The 14,502-nt window shown below is 72.9% G+C and carries 16 protein-coding genes; 5 read left to right on the forward strand and 11 right to left on the reverse strand.

What is annotated here, in order from left to right; all coding sequences use genetic code 11:
• Positions 1-83: 83 nt before the first annotated feature.
• A complete protein-coding gene (locus tag AB0924_RS31030; protein ID WP_366913140.1) occupies positions 84-737 on the forward strand; it encodes a DUF2238 domain-containing protein in 654 nt (217 codons plus the stop codon).
• A 4-nt stretch (positions 738-741) separates the two neighbouring features.
• On the opposite strand, the gene AB0924_RS31035 is transcribed toward AB0924_RS31030, so the two are convergent.
• The 5 genes from AB0924_RS31035 to AB0924_RS31055 all read right to left on the reverse strand — a co-directional run bounded on the left by AB0924_RS31035 (position 742) and on the right by AB0924_RS31055 (position 5,791).
• Positions 742-1,236, reverse strand: coding sequence for a DUF6328 family protein (locus AB0924_RS31035; RefSeq protein WP_358934394.1), 495 nt, complete (start codon positions 1,234-1,236; stop codon positions 742-744).
• Positions 1,237-1,288: 52 nt separating this feature from the next.
• Positions 1,289-2,272, reverse strand: a complete 984-nt coding sequence (locus AB0924_RS31040; protein WP_358934392.1) for an aldo/keto reductase — start codon at positions 2,270-2,272, stop codon at positions 1,289-1,291.
• An 87-nt stretch (positions 2,273-2,359) separates the two neighbouring features.
• A complete protein-coding gene (locus AB0924_RS31045; RefSeq protein WP_366913141.1) occupies positions 2,360-3,001 on the reverse strand; it encodes a TetR family transcriptional regulator in 642 nt (213 codons plus the stop codon).
• Positions 2,998-4,488 (reverse strand): MFS transporter, encoded by a 1,491-nt coding sequence (locus AB0924_RS31050; protein ID WP_366913142.1) that lies wholly within the window; start codon positions 4,486-4,488, stop codon positions 2,998-3,000. Before AB0924_RS31050 ends, AB0924_RS31045 begins: the two co-directional genes overlap by 4 nt.
• 85 nt (positions 4,489-4,573) lie before the next feature.
• Positions 4,574-5,791 (reverse strand): FAD-dependent monooxygenase, encoded by a 1,218-nt coding sequence (locus AB0924_RS31055; RefSeq protein WP_366913143.1) that lies wholly within the window; start codon positions 5,789-5,791, stop codon positions 4,574-4,576.
• Positions 5,792-6,133: 342 nt separating this feature from the next.
• Here AB0924_RS31055 and AB0924_RS31060 point away from each other — a divergent pair, with 342 nt between their 5' ends.
• Together AB0924_RS31060 and AB0924_RS31065 are read left to right on the forward strand one after the other, a co-directional pair.
• Positions 6,134-6,508 carry a tyrosinase cofactor gene (locus AB0924_RS31060; RefSeq protein ID WP_358934384.1) on the forward strand — a complete coding sequence of 125 codons (375 nt, stop codon included), beginning with the start codon at positions 6,134-6,136 and terminating at the stop codon, positions 6,506-6,508.
• 35 nt (positions 6,509-6,543) lie between these two features.
• Positions 6,544-7,365 carry a tyrosinase family protein gene (locus AB0924_RS31065; RefSeq protein WP_366913144.1) on the forward strand — a complete coding sequence of 274 codons (822 nt, stop codon included), beginning with the start codon at positions 6,544-6,546 and terminating at the stop codon, positions 7,363-7,365.
• Positions 7,366-7,393: 28 nt separating this feature from the next.
• Here the strand turns inward: AB0924_RS31065 and AB0924_RS31070 are convergent, their stop codons facing one another.
• The 3 genes from AB0924_RS31070 to AB0924_RS31080 form a co-directional block, all read right to left on the reverse strand.
• Positions 7,394-8,098, reverse strand: coding sequence for a ribonuclease H (locus AB0924_RS31070; protein ID WP_358934380.1), 705 nt, complete (start codon positions 8,096-8,098; stop codon positions 7,394-7,396).
• A gap of 46 nt (positions 8,099-8,144) precedes the next feature.
• Entirely contained in the window at positions 8,145-8,939 is a 795-nt protein-coding gene (locus AB0924_RS31075; RefSeq protein WP_358934378.1) for a VOC family protein, read from the reverse strand.
• Between the two features lie 103 nt (positions 8,940-9,042).
• A complete protein-coding gene (locus AB0924_RS31080) occupies positions 9,043-9,525 on the reverse strand; it encodes a VOC family protein (protein ID WP_358934376.1) in 483 nt (160 codons plus the stop codon).
• 121 nt (positions 9,526-9,646) lie between these two features.
• Here AB0924_RS31080 and AB0924_RS31085 point away from each other — a divergent pair, with 121 nt between their 5' ends.
• The gene (locus tag AB0924_RS31085; RefSeq protein ID WP_366913145.1) at positions 9,647-10,870 is read left to right on the forward strand and encodes an epoxide hydrolase family protein; all 1,224 of its coding nucleotides are present in this window, start codon (positions 9,647-9,649) and stop codon (positions 10,868-10,870) included.
• Between the two features lie 30 nt (positions 10,871-10,900).
• Here the strand turns inward: AB0924_RS31085 and AB0924_RS31090 are convergent, their stop codons facing one another.
• Positions 10,901-11,311 carry a helix-turn-helix transcriptional regulator gene (locus AB0924_RS31090; RefSeq protein ID WP_358934372.1) on the reverse strand — a complete coding sequence of 137 codons (411 nt, stop codon included), beginning with the start codon at positions 11,309-11,311 and terminating at the stop codon, positions 10,901-10,903.
• A 243-nt stretch (positions 11,312-11,554) separates the two neighbouring features.
• Between AB0924_RS31090 and AB0924_RS31095 the strand changes: the two genes are divergently transcribed.
• On the forward strand, positions 11,555-12,442 hold the full coding sequence (locus AB0924_RS31095; RefSeq protein ID WP_366913146.1) for an RNA polymerase sigma factor SigF: 888 nt from the start codon (positions 11,555-11,557) through the stop codon (positions 12,440-12,442).
• 88 nt (positions 12,443-12,530) lie between these two features.
• Here AB0924_RS31095 and AB0924_RS31100 read toward each other — a convergent pair whose 3' ends face one another.
• On the reverse strand, positions 12,531-12,983 hold the full coding sequence (locus AB0924_RS31100) for an ATP-binding protein (RefSeq protein WP_358934367.1): 453 nt from the start codon (positions 12,981-12,983) through the stop codon (positions 12,531-12,533).
• Positions 12,984-13,107: 124 nt separating this feature from the next.
• Positions 13,108-14,394, reverse strand: a complete 1,287-nt coding sequence (locus AB0924_RS31105; protein WP_366913147.1) for a DUF6777 domain-containing protein — start codon at positions 14,392-14,394, stop codon at positions 13,108-13,110.
• Positions 14,395-14,502 lie beyond the last annotated feature (108 nt).

Genomic DNA, 14,502 nt, shown 5'->3' on the forward strand with positions numbered 1-14,502 from the left:
CCGTACTCATGTCCGCGCCGGCGCGCCGGCCGCACGATGGGGCTCCTTCGTCGTCCACGACTCCTCCGGCAAGGAGCCCCGCCATGACCGCAGCGCGCCCCGCCCCGCTTCCCGCGTCACGCCGTGTGCCGCCCGCCCTGTTCGCGGGCGTGGTGGCCGTGGGCCTCGCCGTGTCGGCGTGGGACGTGCGCGACCGCACCACCTGGTTCCTGGAGACGTTCTGGGCGCTGGCCGGGCTGCCCCTGGTGGTGCTGGTCCGGCGGCGCTTCCCGCTGACCGGGCTGCTGTACGGGCTGCTCGCCGCGCACGCGCTGGTACTCGCCGTCGGCGGCCACTACACGTACGCGCAGGTGCCGTTGGGCGACTGGGTGCGGGACGCCTTCGGCCTCTCCCGCAACCCCTACGACCGTTTCGGGCACCTGATGCAGGGCTTCGTCCCGGCCGTCCTGGTGCGCGAACTGCTCGTACGCACCTCTCCGCTGCGCGGCAGCCGCTGGCTGGCCCCCCTCACCGTGTGCGCCTGTCTCGCCTTCAGCGCCTGCTTCGAGCTGCTGGAGTGGGCGGCCGCCGAGATCGGCGGGCACGGCGCGGACGCGTTCCTCGCCACCCAGGGCGATGTCTGGGACACCCAGTGGGACATGTTCTGCGCGCTGATCGGGGCGGTGCTGTCGCTGCTGCTGCTCAGCAGGGCGCACGACCGCCGGCTGGCGGCCCTGGCGGCGCGGACCGCCGGTTGACCGGTCAGTCGTCGCTGCGGCCGGTGTGCCGGCGGCGTGCCCACAGGGGCAGCCCGTACCAGCACACCAGGTACCAGACGACCACGGCGGTGACCAGGTAGGGGACATAGCCGTCGTGCGTGGCGACCCGCAGGACGAGCAGCAGCGAGGAGGTCATCGTGGCGAGCAGCAGGACGAGCCCGACGAAGGTCAGCCGGGAGGCGATACGCACCGCCTGCGGCTTGACCCGCCGCCCGGAGACCAGGCGGTGCAGGGACACCGGGCCGATGAGGGCGCCGGTCGCGCAGGCGCCCAGGACGACGGTCACGATGTAGATGAGCCGGTCGGTCCCGGCCAGCGTGGCGTACTTCGGCTGGAAGACGACGGTCAGCAGAAAGCCGAACAGGATCTGCACGCCCGTCTGGGCGACGCGGACCTCCTGGATGAGTTCACCCCACATCCGGTCGGCCCGCTCCTCCTCGGTCTCGTCGCGGCCCGTGCGCCGCCCCTCCTGAGTCATGCGATCCGTTTAACCGGGTGAAGGTTCGTTCAAACGGACGGTTTCGCCGTGCCTACCAGCGGTGTTCGACCTGTTCCCGGACGCGTCGGTCGTACAGCTCGCGAATCGCGTCGTGCGTCCGCGCGGACAGGGCCGGCAGCTTGGCCGCGGCCGCGTTGGCGCGGGCCTGCTCCGGGTTGCGGGCGCCGGGGATGACCGTTGTCACGCCGGGCTGCTCGATGATCCAGCGCAGCGCGAGCTGGGCCGGGGTGAAGCCCTCGGGGGCGAGCGCGGCGAACTCGGCGGCCGCCTCGACGCCGGTGGCGTAGTCGACGCCGGAGAAGGTCTCCCCCTGATCGAAGGCCTCGCCGTGCCGGTTGTAGGTGCGGTGGTCGTCGGCGGCGAAGACCGTGTCCTTGGTGTACTTGCCGGACAGCAGGCCGGAGGCGAGCGGCACGCGCGCGATGATGCCGACGCCCGCCTCGCGGGCCGCCGGGAGCACCTCGAGGAGGGGCTTCATGCGGAACGGGTTGAGGATGATCTGCACGCTCGCCACGTTCGGCCGGGCGATCGCGGTCAGCGCCTCGGCGCAGGTTTCCACGCTCACGCCGTACGCCGCGACGCGCTCCTCCTCCACCAGGGTGTCGAGGGCGTCGAACACCTCGTCGGAGGAGTACACGGGGGTGGGCGGGCAGTGGAGCTGCACCAGGTCGATGCGGTCGACGCCGAGGTTGCGGCGGGACCGGTCGTTCCAGGCGCGGAAGTTGTCCAGGACGTAGTTCTCCGGGAGCTGCTCGGCCCGGCGGCCCATCTTGCCGGCCACGAGCACATGCAGGTCGGGCCGGCTGCGCAGGAAGGTGGCGATGGTCTCCTCGCTGCGCCCGTCGCCGTACACGTCGGCCGTGTCGAAGAAGGTGACGCCGGACTCGGCCGCCGCCTCCAGGACGGACAGGGCCTCCTTGTCGTCGACCTCGCCCCAGTCCGCGCCGAGCTGCCAGGTGCCGAGTCCGACGACCGACGCCCACTGTCCCGACCTGTCCATCACGCGTTCGTCCATACCGCCCAGTCTGTCATCCGGCCTCCCGGGGCGCCGGACCGGGTGGTTCCGGGGAGGCACGGCGCCGGACGCCTCGGGCCGCGGGGGTCAGGCCCGGGGCGTCAACTGTGCCTGGACGAGAGGGCCGTAACGGTCGGCGATGGCGTCGAGGTCGGTCCCCCGCAGATGCGGACCGCGGGCGACGCCGTACATCACGCCCAGGCCGAGCAGGCCCGCGACGGCGAGTTCGGCGCGCAGTCCCCGGTCGGGGCCGGTGAGCCGGGCGGCGAGGCGTTCGGTCACCTGGGCGCGGAAGTTGGCGCGCAGGACCTCGCCGTGGTCGCCGTGCAGGGGGGCGAAGGCGATCCGCACCAGGGGGTCGGCGCCGCGGTCGCGCTGGCTGGCCAGGACGTGCCGGACCATGTGCCGGCCCAGCGCCTCCACCGGCGCGTCGAGCAGGTCGTCGGCGTCGGTGTCGAAGGACATCACGCGGGCGAAGAGGGCGTCCTTGTTGCCGAAGTACTTGAGGATCAGCGGCGGGCTGACCCCGGCCCGTTCGGCGACCGCCCTGAGGGTGATGTCGGCGTGGGCGTGCCGGGCCAGGAGATACCGGGCGGCCTTGAGGATGGCCGTCCTGGTGGCCTCGGCGTCGCGCCGTGCGGGGGCGGTTTCGCGGGAGGGCGCGGTGGTGGTTCCGCGGGGCGCCGGTGCGGCTGCGCGGCGGCCGTATGGGGTGCTCACGGCACTCATGCTCCCTCCATCGCCCCGTCGCGGGCGCCCCGGGTGGCACCGCGGGCGCGCCGGGTGCCGCCGGAGGGACCGTCGCCGGGTATGGACAGGGCCGCGGCGCAGGCGACCAGGGCGATGGCGCCGGCCATCGTGAACGCCAGCAGGTAGCCGTGCAGGGTGGGCACCGGGAGACGGCCGACGAGGCTGGTGTGGTGGACGAGGACGGCGGCGACGGCGGCGCTGGAGGTGGCCTGGCCGATGGTGCGCATCAGGACGTTGACGCCGTTGGCGGAGGCCGTCTGGGCGGCCGGGACGGCGCGCAGGATGAGGGTCGGCAGCGCGGAGTAGGCGAGGGTGGTGCCGGTCGCCACCACCGTGGCGCCGAGGATGATCATCCACAGGTCGCGGCTGTCGGCGATGCGCAGCGCGTAGCCGCAGGCGATGACGGCGGCACCGAGGGCGAGGGTGATGCGCGGGCCTCGGGAGGCGGAGATGCGGGCGGACAGCGGCGAGAAGAGCAGCATGGTGACGCCCCCGGGCAGCAGGCACAGACCGGTGGCGACGATCGACAGGCCGAGGCCGTACCCGGTGGCCTTCGGCGCCTGCACGAGCTGAGCGGTCACCAGCGAGTTGGCGTAGAAGGCGAATCCGGTCAGCATGGCCGCCACATGGGACAGGCCCACCCGGGGGCGGGTGACCAGGCGCAGGTCCACCAGGGGCCGCTCGGTGCGCAGCTGGTGCCACCACCACAGGGCGAGGATCACGGCGGCGGCGAGGAACAGTGCGAGGACGCGGAGGCTGCCCCAGCCCCACTGGCCACCCTGCGACACACCGAGCAGCAGGCTCACGAGGGCGGCGGCCAGGCCCAGCGCGCCCAGGAAGTCGAAGCGGCCGGGCTCGCGCACCGGGGACTCCCTGACCGCCCACCAGGTCGCCGTCACGCCGAGCGCGCCGAGGAGGCTGGTGAGCCAGAACATGGTGTGCCAGTCGGCGTACTGCACCACCAGCGCGGCCAGTGGCAGGCCGAGGGCGGCGCCGATGCCGACGGTGGAACTCATCAGCGCCACCGCCGAGCCGCGGCGCTCCGGCGGCAGTTCGTCACGCAGGATGCTGATGGACAGCGGGACGACCGAGGCGGCGGCGCCCTGGAGGGCGCGGGCCGCGATGAGCACGCGGATGTCGGAGGACAGGGCGCACATCACGGAGCCGGCGGTCATCAGGGCGAGCGCACCGATGAGCAGGCGCCGCTTGCCGTACATGTCGCCGGCCCGGCCGAGCACGGGGGTGAGCACCGCTCCGGAGAGCAGCGTGGCGGTGACCGTCCAGGAGACGGTGGCCGCCGACGCCCCGGTGAGCCGCGGCAGGTCCGGCAGCAGGGGGACGACGACCGTCTGCATGACGGCCATGAGGATGCCGCCCGAGGCCAGCACCGGAATGGTGAGCCGGTCGCGCAGGCGGGGCGGCGTGGCGTCGGTGCCGGGCTGGGACGTCGGTGCCGGCTGGTCCATCGGCGCTCCTGCGGGCGGCGTGACAACGTTGGTGAATAACAATTCACCCTATCGGGTGAATGGCCATTCACCAACGTCTTTCCGCTCAGCGCCGGCCGGCCGCCGACCGGGCGTGCAGGGCGCGGGCGGCGCGGGGGCCCAGCCAGCGCTTGAGCCTGCGCAGCACCTCCAGTTGGCCGGCCGCCTTGTCGATGCCGTAGTAGAGCTGCGGCGGGACATGGGGCAGCAGCGGGGAGTGGCGCTGGCCGAGCAGGGCGAACATCCGGTGCGGGGGCAGTTCGGCGTAGCGCGGCAGGTTCTCGTACCACTGGGCGCTGTAGCGGGCGGCGCTCTGTGCGGAGAGCAGTTCGGACCTGCGCTGCAGTTCGTAGGCGGTCAGGGCCTCGGGCAGGGAGGCGTGCCGGCGCAGGGAGCCGGCGAGGCACATGGCGTCCTCCAGGGCGAGGGTGGTGCCCGCGCCGATGGAGTAGTGGGTGGTGTGGGCGGCGTCGCCGAGCAGGACGAGGTTGCCGTGGTGCCAGGTGCGGTTGGTCAGGGTGCGGAAGGCCGGCCACGGCGCGCCGCCGCCCACCGGTGAGCGGTCGATGAGGGGGTGCCCGTCGAGTACGCCGGCGAAGAGCTTCTCCAGCAGCGCGAGCCCCTTGCCCCGGTCCGCCCGGTCCAGGCCGAGACCGGCGAGGGTGTCCGGGGCGCACTCCACGACGCAGGTGCTGTGGTCGTCGCCGTACTTGTAGCCGTAGGCCCAGATCCAGCCGTGCGCGGTCTCCACGAAGGCGAAGGTGAAGGCGTCGAAGACCTTGGTGGTGCCGAGCCAGGCGTAGCGGTTGCGGCCCTCTTCGAGCCGGGTGCCGAAGTGGCCGGCGTGCCGGGCGCGCAGCGCGCTGTGGACGCCGTCGGCCGCCACGACCAGGTCGGCCTCCGGCAGGGCGGTGGCCGCGACCTCACTGGCGAACTCCAGCCGTACGCCGAGGGAGCGGGCGCGCCCGGCGAGGATCTCGAGCAGGCGGTGGCGACCGATGCCGTGCCCCTCGTCGCCGGGCTGGCGGGCCACCTGGCCGCGGATGTGCGCCACGCCCTGGTTCCAGCGCACCGAGCTCGCCTCGATCGCCCGCGCGGACTCGGGGTCGTGGGCGTGCAGCCGGTCGAGCAGTCCGCGCCAGTAGGTGACGCCCCAGCCGTAGGTCGAGCCCTCGGGGTCGCGTTCATGGACGGTGACGTCGTGGGACGGGTGCTGCCGCTTGAGCAGGATGGCGAGGTACAGGCCCGCGGGCCCGCCTCCGACACAGACGACCTTCACGCGCACACCCCTGACAGTTACTCAACGTGCTCGAACGACATCGCAGAGTAGCAGGGAGTCAGGCGTGGGGGCGGGTTTGCGGATCGCGTCAGCCTTGCGCGGTGACCCGCGCCACTCGAAGGGGCCACCGCCGGGAAGGATCACCGCGATCCCGTCCGTACCGGCAAGGAATTTCCCGTTCCGGCACGGCGCGGGCCACCGCCACAGCAAGATCATCTTGGTTCAACCTTGCATGACATGTGGCCAATTGTCCTGATCGCAGCCAACCGGTTCCGGATGATTTCTTCCCCTCCCGGAGCGCCCGGTAGGCATGCGGAGTCACCACTCGCTCCCCGCAGGAGGACCCGCATGCCCGAACCCACCCGGCGCCGCGCGCTCACCACGGCGGCCGCTCTCGCCGCCACGGCCTCGGCCGTCACACTCCTCGCGCCCGCCGCGCCGGCCGCCGAACACCACCACGGCGCACCGGACTCCTTCGACGAGGTCTACAAGGGCCGCCGGATACAGGGCCGTCCGTCGGACGGCGGCGGCCATCACCACGAACACGGCGGCGGCTACTCCGTGTTCATAGACGGCGTGGAGCTGCACCTGATGCGCAACGCCGACGGGACCTGGATCAGCGTGGTCAGCCACTACGACCCGGTGCCCACCCCGCGCGCCGCCGCCCGTGCCGCGGTGGACGAGCTGCAGGGCGCCCCGCTGCTGCCGTTCCCCGCCAACTGACCGCCCCAGCAAAGAACCTCCGGAGCGCCACGCACATGACCGTACGCAAGAACCAGGCCGATCTGACCGCCGACGAGAAGCGCCGGTTCACCGGCGCCGTCCTCGAACTCAAGCGCAGCGGACGCTACGACGAGTTCGTCCGCACGCACAACGGCTTCATCATGTCCGACACCGACACGGGTGAACGGACCGGCCACCGGTCCCCGTCCTTCCTGCCCTGGCACCGCAGATTCCTGCTGGACTTCGAACGGGCGCTGCAGTCGGTCGACCCCTCGGTGGCGCTGCCCTACTGGGACTGGAGCACCGACCGCACGGTGCGCGCCTCGCTGTGGGCGCCGGACTTCCTGGGCGGCACCGGGCGCGCCTCGGACGGCCGGGTGATGGACGGTCCGTTCGCCGCGGCCACCGGCGACTGGCCGATCAGCGTCCGGGTGGACGGCCGTTCGTTCCTGCGCCGCTCGCTCGGCACCGGTGTGCGCGAGCTGCCGACGCCCCGGGAGGTGGAGTCGGTGCTGGCGATGCAGGCGTACGACATGGCGCCGTACAACAGCGCCTCGGACGGCTTCCGCAACCACCTGGAGGGCTGGCGCGGGGTGAACCTGCACAACCGGGTGCATGTGTGGGTCGGCGGCCAGATGGCCACCGGCGTCTCCCCCAACGACCCGGTGTTCTGGCTGCACCACGCCTACATCGACAAGCTGTGGGCCCAGTGGCAGCGCCGGCACCCGGACTCGGGATACGTGCCGGCGGGCGGGACGCCGGACGTCGTCGATCTGAACGAGACGATGAAGCCCTGGAACGACGTGCGTCCGGCGGACCTGCTGGACCACACGCGGTTCTACACGTTCGACCGCTGACGCCCGGCGCGGCTCACGGGTCCGCCGGTCAGGCGTCCGCGGTGCGGCACTCCGGGTGGCCCCAGCCCTGCGCGTTCTTGGCGATGGACTCGCCGGCCGCGTAGGAGCGGCCGCACAGGCAGCGGCCGGGGAACTTCGCCTTGATGGTGCGGGAGGAGGAGCGGGCCGCCGCCCCGCCGCCGGTGCGGCGGGGCGCCTTCTTCCGTGCCGCGCCGGCCGCCGGGGTGTCGGGCGAGGGCGGGGGCTCCGGCGAGCCGAGCGCACTGCCGGCCGCCTCCTGGACGGTGGCGGCCTGGCTGGCGGCGCGGTCGGCGAAGTCGTTCAGCGGGTCGCCGTCCACCTGGTGGGCGGGGACGTAGCGGAACTCGACCGACCGGCCGTCGAGCAGCGCGTCGATGCGCACCACGAGGTCCTGGTTGGCGACCGGCTTGCCGGCCGAGGTCTTCCAGCCGTTGCGCTTCCAGCCGGGCAGCCAGGTGGTGACGGCCTTCATCGCGTACTGGGAGTCCATCCGGACCTCCAGCGGCACGTCCGGGTCGACGGAGGCGAGCAGCCGCTCCAGAGCGGTCAGCTCGGCGACGTTGTTGGTGGCCCTGCCGAGCGGGCCGGACTCCCAGCGGGCCGCGGTCCGCTCGTCGTCGGAGACCACCCACGCCCATCCGGCCGGTCCCGGGTTTCCCTTCGAAGCCCCGTCGCACGCGGCCACCACACGTTCACGCATACGGCCGATCATGCCACGGCCGCGGCGGTCACCGGACCCGGTCCCGCCCGGCCGCGGGTCAGTCCTCCGCGATCTGCGGCATCTCGCCCTCGGCGGTCTTGACATCGATCACCGAGAAGTTGGCGCCCTGCGGGTCGCTGAGCGCCGCGAACCGGCCGAAGGGGCTGGTCATGGGACCGAAGTGCAGGACGGCGCCGAGCTTGGTCGCCCGGGCCACGGCCGCGTCACAGTCGTCGACGGTCCAGTAGACATTGACGTACGACGGCACCTCGGGCGGGAAGTCGTCGGTCATCAGCATCCGGCCGAGGACGGTGTCCTCACCGATGTCGAACATGCGGAAGTCGATCGCGTCGTCCGCGATCCGCTTCGCCCGGTACGGGAAGACGGCGGTCAGGAAGGCGTCCGTGCGTTCGGGGTCGCGGGTGAAGACCTCCGCCCAGCAGTAGGCGCCGGGCACCCCCGTGGCGTCGAAGCCCTCGTGGCTGCCCGCCTGCCACACGCCGAACACGGCGCCGCTGGGCTCGCGGGCCAGGCACATGGTGCCGAACTCGCCGACCTGCATCGGCTCCATCAGCACCTCTCCGCCGTTGTCCCGGATCCGCTCCGCGGTGGCGGCGGCGTCCGGCGAGGCGAAGTACAGGCACCACTGCGGCTGGCCCTCCTGGCCGGGCATGGGCGGCACCACGGCGGCCACCGCCTGGTCGTCGGCGTAGGCCTGGGTGTAGTTGCCGTACTCGGGCGACGACTCGCCGAAGCTCCAGCCGAGGACCTCGCCGTAGAAGTTCTTGGCGCCCTCGAGGTCGCCGAACATCGCGTCGGCCCAGCAGGGCATTCCCTCAGGTTGCACGGCCATGGTCGTGGCCCTCTCCGCTCGGCTGATCGCATCGTCCGCCCCTGTACAGAACGCTAGTCATCCCGCGCCCGGCGCGCGCGCCGGGCGCGGGACACCGACGGCTTCACTCCCCCGCGTACGCCCTGTCCAGCGCGGCGGCGTCCAGTTTGCCCATGCTCATCATGGCGCGGGTGACCCGCTCCGCCTTCTGCTTGTCCGGTTCGCAGATCATGTCGATCAGCCGGTCGTAGACGACCTGCCAGGAGACGCCGTAGCGGTCCTTGAGCCAGCCGCAGGGGCCGCCCTCGCCGCCGTTCTCGGTGAGCCGGCTCCAGTAGTGGTCGATCTCCTGCTGGTCGGAGCAGTGGAGCTGGAACGAGATCGCCTCGTTGAACTTGAACTGGGGGCCGCCGTTCAGGGCGACGAACTTCTGCCCATTGGCCGTGAACTCCACGCTCATCACCGATCCGGCCTGTCCGGGGCTGCCCTCGGGGTAGCGGCTGACCCGGCCGACGCTGGAGTTCTTGAAGACGGAGACGTAGAACTCCGCCGCCTCCTCGGCCTGGCCGTCGAACCAGAGACACGTGGTGAATCCGTCGGTGTTCATGAGTACCTCCTGGTGCGTGGAACGCGGTCGCCTGTACAGACGGATGCTCCGCCCGAAACTCATCGGTGGGGCCGCCGGACAATCCGCATGGGTGAACGGAACGGCACATAGCATCACAACCATGACCTCTTCGCCCGCCGAGAGCATCCAGCCCTTCCGTCTGTCGGTCCCGCAGAGCGACCTCGACGACCTGCACGACCGCCTCGACCGCACCCGCTGGCCCGCGGAACTGCCGGGCGCGGGCTGGGAGTACGGCGTTCCGGCCGGCTATCTGCGGGAGCTGGCCCACTACTGGCGGCACGAGTACGACTGGCGGGCCGCCGAGGCGCGGCTGAACGAGTGGCCGCAGTTCACCACCACCGTCGACGGCGCCCGGATCCACTTCGCGCATCTGCGCTCCCCGGAACCGGACGCCACCCCGCTGGTCCTGACCCACGGCTGGCCGGGCTCGGTCGTGGAGTTCCTGGACGTGGCCGGGCCGCTCGCGGACCCGGTGGCCCACGACGGCGACGCGGCCGACGCGTTCCACGTCGTCGTGCCCAGCCTGCCCGGCTTCGGGCTGTCCGGGCCCACCACGGAACCGGGCTGGGAGGCGGGGCGGGTGGCGGACGCCTGGGCGGAGCTGATGCGGCGGCTCGGATACGAGCGGTTCGGCGCGCAGGGCGGTGACTGGGGCGCGGCCGTCACCCGCGAGCTGGGCCGCGCCCACCCGGACCGGGTGACCGGCATCCACCTCAATCTGCTGCCCGGCGCCCAGGCGGCCACCCGGCCCACCGAGGAGGAGCTCGGCGCGCTGGCGCCGCGCGAACAGGAGAACACGCTCAGGTCGTGGAGCCGGTGGGAGGAGTGGTCGCGGGAGGGCACGGGGTACGCCGTGCTCCAGTCGACCCGCCCGCACACCGTCGCCTACGGGCTGACGGACTCCCCGGTGGGCCAGCTCGCCTGGATCGTGGAGAAGTTCCGGGAATGGAGCGATTCCAAGGAGTTGCCGGAGGAGGCGGTCGACCGGGACCGGCTGCTGACCAACGTGATGCTGTACTGGCTGACCGGTACGGCCGGCTCGTCCGCCCGTATCTACTACGAGCGCGCGCACGCCGCCGGCCGTGCCGCCCGGCCCGCCGAACCGTCCCCGGTGCCGACGGCCCTGGCCCTGTTCCCGGCCGAACCCCAGATCCCGCTGCGCCACAAGGCGGACCGGACCGAGAACATCGTGCGGTGGACGGAGTTCGACCGGGGCGGGCACTTCGCGGCCATGGAGGAACCGGACCTGATCGTCGGCGACGTGCGGGCGTTCTTCCGGCAACTGCGTGAGAGCGGGCGATCGCGTCGGAGCACGGCCGGCTGACCGGGCCGGCCAGGGCCCGGCCGGGTCCGGTCAGGCCGCCAGGCAGAGCCCGTTGTACGGCGCCCGGTGCCCGGTGCGGGGCCTCGCGCTCGTCCGGCGGGTAAGTTCGGACCCGGTGCGCGACAGGAGGTCGCCGAGTCCCAGGCCGAGGGCGCGGGCGGCGGCCGCGAGGACCTCGGAGGAGGCCTCCTTGCGGCCGCGTTCGATCTCGGACAGATAGGGCAGGGAGATCCGGGCCGCGTCGGCGACGTCCCGGAGCGTGCGCTCCTGGGCCTGCCGCTCGCGGCGCAGCACGTCCCCGACCAGATCGCGCCACAGGGGCTCGGCGGGCGCCGGCCGCGGCGCGCCGGGCCGGGCGGGCTGCGGGCCGCCGGCGTCGGGGCGGCGGGGTTCGCGGCGCAGGGGGATCACACGGGCTTCATTGCTCACCTGGTCGGTCACCCTCTCAGCCTAGGGTCGCGGCGGCCGTCACGGCCGGGCCGCGCGCCGATTCCTCCGGGCGCGAAATCGGCTGGACGCGGGCAGGCATGCATCGGTCAACCGGGGGTACCCGCCGCGTGAGCACCACCGTGAGCAGGCACGCGTGCCCGGATCCCGGGTACGCGGGGGACACGCGACATGCACAGGGATCGGACCACAGTCCGATGCGGCAGGCTCGAACCGTGACTGACGTGGGGAGAGGTAATGAAAACCGCCGGGATCCGGTCGGAGGCAGAGGTCGTCGTAAGGACCGAGCAGGAGAGTGCGGGAGAGGCGTCACTGCCCGGCATCGAGGACCCGGCTTCCATCGCGCCGCGTGACGCCCGGGAGCTGTCCCGCCAGTTCTTCCGCCGGCTGACGGAGCTGGAGGAGGGCACCCACGAGTACCAGTACGCGCGCAACACCCTCATCGAGATGAACATGTCGCTGGTGCGGTTCGCGGCGGGCCGCTTCCGCAACCGCGGTGACGACATGGAGGACATCGTCCAGACCGGCATGATCGGCCTGATCAAGGCCATCGACCGGTTCGAACTCGCGCGCGAGGTCGAGTTCACCTCCTTCGCGCTGCCGTACATCGTGGGCGAGATCAAGCGGTTCTTCCGGGACACCACCTGGGCGGTGCACGTGCCGCGGCGGCTGCAGGAGATGCGCGTCGAGCTGGCGCGGGCCCGTGAGGAGCTGTCGAGCCGGCTGGACCGGGACCCGACGGTCGCCGAGCTGGCCACCCTCATGAACATCTCCGAGAACCAGGTGGTCGAGGCCCAGCTCGCCTCCAACGGGTACAACTCCGCCTCTCTGGACGCCGCGCTCACCGGGGACGGCCCCGAGGACGGCGAGGCGGTGCTCGCCGACTTCATCGGCGTGGAGGAGGAGGGCCTGCGACTCGTCGAGGACTTCCACGCGCTGGCCCCGCTCATGAACGAGCTCAGCGACCGCGACCGGCAGATCATCCACATGAGGTTCGTCGAGGAGGCGACCCAGGCGGAGATCGGGGAACGGCTGGGGTGCTCCCAGATGCACGTGTCCCGGCTGATCAAGCGGATCATCGCCCGGCTGCGCCAGGGAATGCTGGGCGAACTCGGCTGCGCCTGACACGACACACCAAAGACGTGAGCCCGGGCGCTCGGCGCCCGGGCTCACGTCTGCCTGCCGCGGAACCGGACCGGGACCGCCGGCGAGTTCACCGCTTCAGTTCGACCCGCGCGCACACGCGCTTGCCGACCGGCACGCGCTCCACGGTGACCTGGGCCGCCACCGCGTGCACGATCTCCAGACCGTGCCGGCCGACGCGCTCGGGGTTCTTCGGATAGCGCCGGGGCAGGATGGCGCTGCTGTCGTAGACCGCGACGGTGACCGAAGCGTCCGTGCCTTCCAGCTCCAGGATGTACGGGCCGCTGCTGTGCCGGTCGGCGTTGGTGACCAGCTCGCTCACGACGAGAAGCAGCTCACCGTCGGTGCGGCCGTCGATGCCGGCGCACCACTCGTGCCTGAGCTGCTCCAGGAACTGGGCCGCGAAGGCCCGCGCCTCGGCGATGCATCCGGGTTCGCCGGTGTAGTGCGCCGCGCGTCTCAGCGGCTCCACGGGTACGTCGAAACCAGTCGGTATCACTGCCCCGCCCAGATGCTCGGTCATGCGTGTCTCTCTCGGAAGGCCCGGTCCGGCCGGTCGCTGTTGCACCTGTCCTCGTACCCAGAGCCGGGCCCGGCAGTCCCCCTGGTGCGTTCGCCCACCGCGCACAGCCTGTCATGCCCGCCGGTCACGCCGCCGACCGGGTCCCCTCGGGCGTCCCCGAGGACGCGCTCCGGGCCGGTTCGGATCCGGGCGCGGAGGGCGCGGACGAAGGGCTCCCCGACGGGGGCGCGGAGGGCGGCGCCTCGGTCGAGGGCGCCTCGGTCGAGGGCCCCGAGGACGGTGTCCCGGTCGGGGGCGGCTCGGACGACGGCGGCCGCGAGGGGGACTCGGACGACGGCGGGCGCGAACCCGAGCCGGACGGAGCCGGGGAGGCCGAGGGCGACCCGGACGGATGGCCCAGGGTCGGCGTCGGCGGACAGGACCGGCCCGAGGCGCCGGTCGCCCCGGGCGACACACAGCCGGCCGGCGGGATCCAGGGCTGCGTGTCCTTCGGGGGCGCGGTGGGCTCGTCCCGGCGGCCTGTGCCGTCGCCGGGCTCCCGGCGGAACCAGCCGTCGTCCTGGGGGTCGTAGATCACGAAGGCCTTGACGGCCGCCCGGGCGGGCGTCACCACGACGACGTCCGACGACCGGTAGGAGGGCCAGCGGTCGCCGGTCAGCCGCACGGTGCCGCGCTGCGCCACCGGCTGGGTGAGGGGGTTGCCGCAGGCGCAGCGGGCGCGGGGCACGCCGTGTCCGTCGACCAGGACGGCGGTGCCGGCCTGGAAGCCGGTGGCACGGCCGTCGCGGTAGCCGTGGCTGGTGACGCGGGTGTCCGCGCGTAGCGTGACCGGGGTGAGCGACCGCAGGTGGGCGGGGACGTCGGACGGCCGGACGCCGGCCGCGGCGGCGTAGGCGCGGTTCCTCGCCGGGTCGGCCCGCAGGGCCCTGATCTGCTTCTCCACGTCACAGCTCGGGCGGTTCCTGACCCCGCTGTAGAGCCCCGGGGCGCCTCCGTCCACCCCGCGCACCGCGTTCGCGGGCGCCGAGGGCATCGTCGGGGTGCCGGGTGAGGGTGTCTTGGGTGTGGAGGTCGGCGCGCCCGGCTTGCGCACGGTCGACTCCGTGAAGGGGTCCGGGCCGGTCTGGCTCGCGGGCTGCAGGAAGACCTCGCCGCCCCTGGCGGAGGAGCCGGTGCCGGGCCGGGTGAGGACCACCGCCAGGACGGCCACCGCGACCACGGCCGCGGTGAGCGCGGCCACACGCGGAGCGGACTTCCACCACGGGCGGTGCGGCTCCCCTCCCCCGCCCCGGGGCCCGGAGCCGCCGCCCGGCGGTGGCGCGGGTGGTCCCGTGGGTGGCTGGGAGGGTCCCGACAGCGGGCCGGAGGGTGGCCCCGTCGGACGTCCGGAGGACGGAGGTTCGACGCTCACGAGCACTTCTTCCCGTCGCGATCGCGGCTCATAGCAGATTGTGTGCCCCGCTCCCCCGGCGCTCGCAAGCCGACGCCGGACGGCTCGTCCGGCGAGCGGGGCGCCCCG

The organism is Streptomyces sp. NPDC047869 (assembly GCF_040704065.1).
In the GTDB taxonomy this organism is placed as follows: Bacteria; Actinomycetota; Actinomycetes; order Streptomycetales; family Streptomycetaceae; genus Streptomyces.

Bases quoted from the DNA above. Each gene is read 5' to 3' on its own strand.
- AB0924_RS31030 (WP_366913140.1), top strand. From the start codon at position 84: ATGACCGCAGCGCGCCCCGCCCCGCTTCCCGCGTCACGCCGTGTGCCG.
- AB0924_RS31035 (WP_358934394.1), bottom strand. From the start codon at position 1,236: ATGACTCAGGAGGGGCGGCGCACGGGCCGCGACGAGACCGAGGAGGAG.
- AB0924_RS31040 (WP_358934392.1), bottom strand. From the start codon at position 2,272: ATGGACGAACGCGTGATGGACAGGTCGGGACAGTGGGCGTCGGTCGTC.
- AB0924_RS31045 (WP_366913141.1), bottom strand. From the start codon at position 3,001: ATGAGTGCCGTGAGCACCCCATACGGCCGCCGCGCAGCCGCACCGGCG.
- AB0924_RS31050 (WP_366913142.1), bottom strand. From the start codon at position 4,488: ATGGACCAGCCGGCACCGACGTCCCAGCCCGGCACCGACGCCACGCCG.
- AB0924_RS31060 (WP_358934384.1), top strand. From the start codon at position 6,134: ATGCCCGAACCCACCCGGCGCCGCGCGCTCACCACGGCGGCCGCTCTC.
- AB0924_RS31065 (WP_366913144.1), top strand. From the start codon at position 6,544: ATGACCGTACGCAAGAACCAGGCCGATCTGACCGCCGACGAGAAGCGC.
- AB0924_RS31070 (WP_358934380.1), bottom strand. From the start codon at position 8,098: ATGATCGGCCGTATGCGTGAACGTGTGGTGGCCGCGTGCGACGGGGCT.
- AB0924_RS31075 (WP_358934378.1), bottom strand. From the start codon at position 8,939: ATGGCCGTGCAACCTGAGGGAATGCCCTGCTGGGCCGACGCGATGTTC.
- AB0924_RS31080 (WP_358934376.1), bottom strand. From the start codon at position 9,525: ATGAACACCGACGGATTCACCACGTGTCTCTGGTTCGACGGCCAGGCC.
- AB0924_RS31085 (WP_366913145.1), top strand. From the start codon at position 9,647: ATGACCTCTTCGCCCGCCGAGAGCATCCAGCCCTTCCGTCTGTCGGTC.
- AB0924_RS31095 (WP_366913146.1), top strand. From the start codon at position 11,555: ATGAAAACCGCCGGGATCCGGTCGGAGGCAGAGGTCGTCGTAAGGACC.
- AB0924_RS31100 (WP_358934367.1), bottom strand. From the start codon at position 12,983: ATGACCGAGCATCTGGGCGGGGCAGTGATACCGACTGGTTTCGACGTA.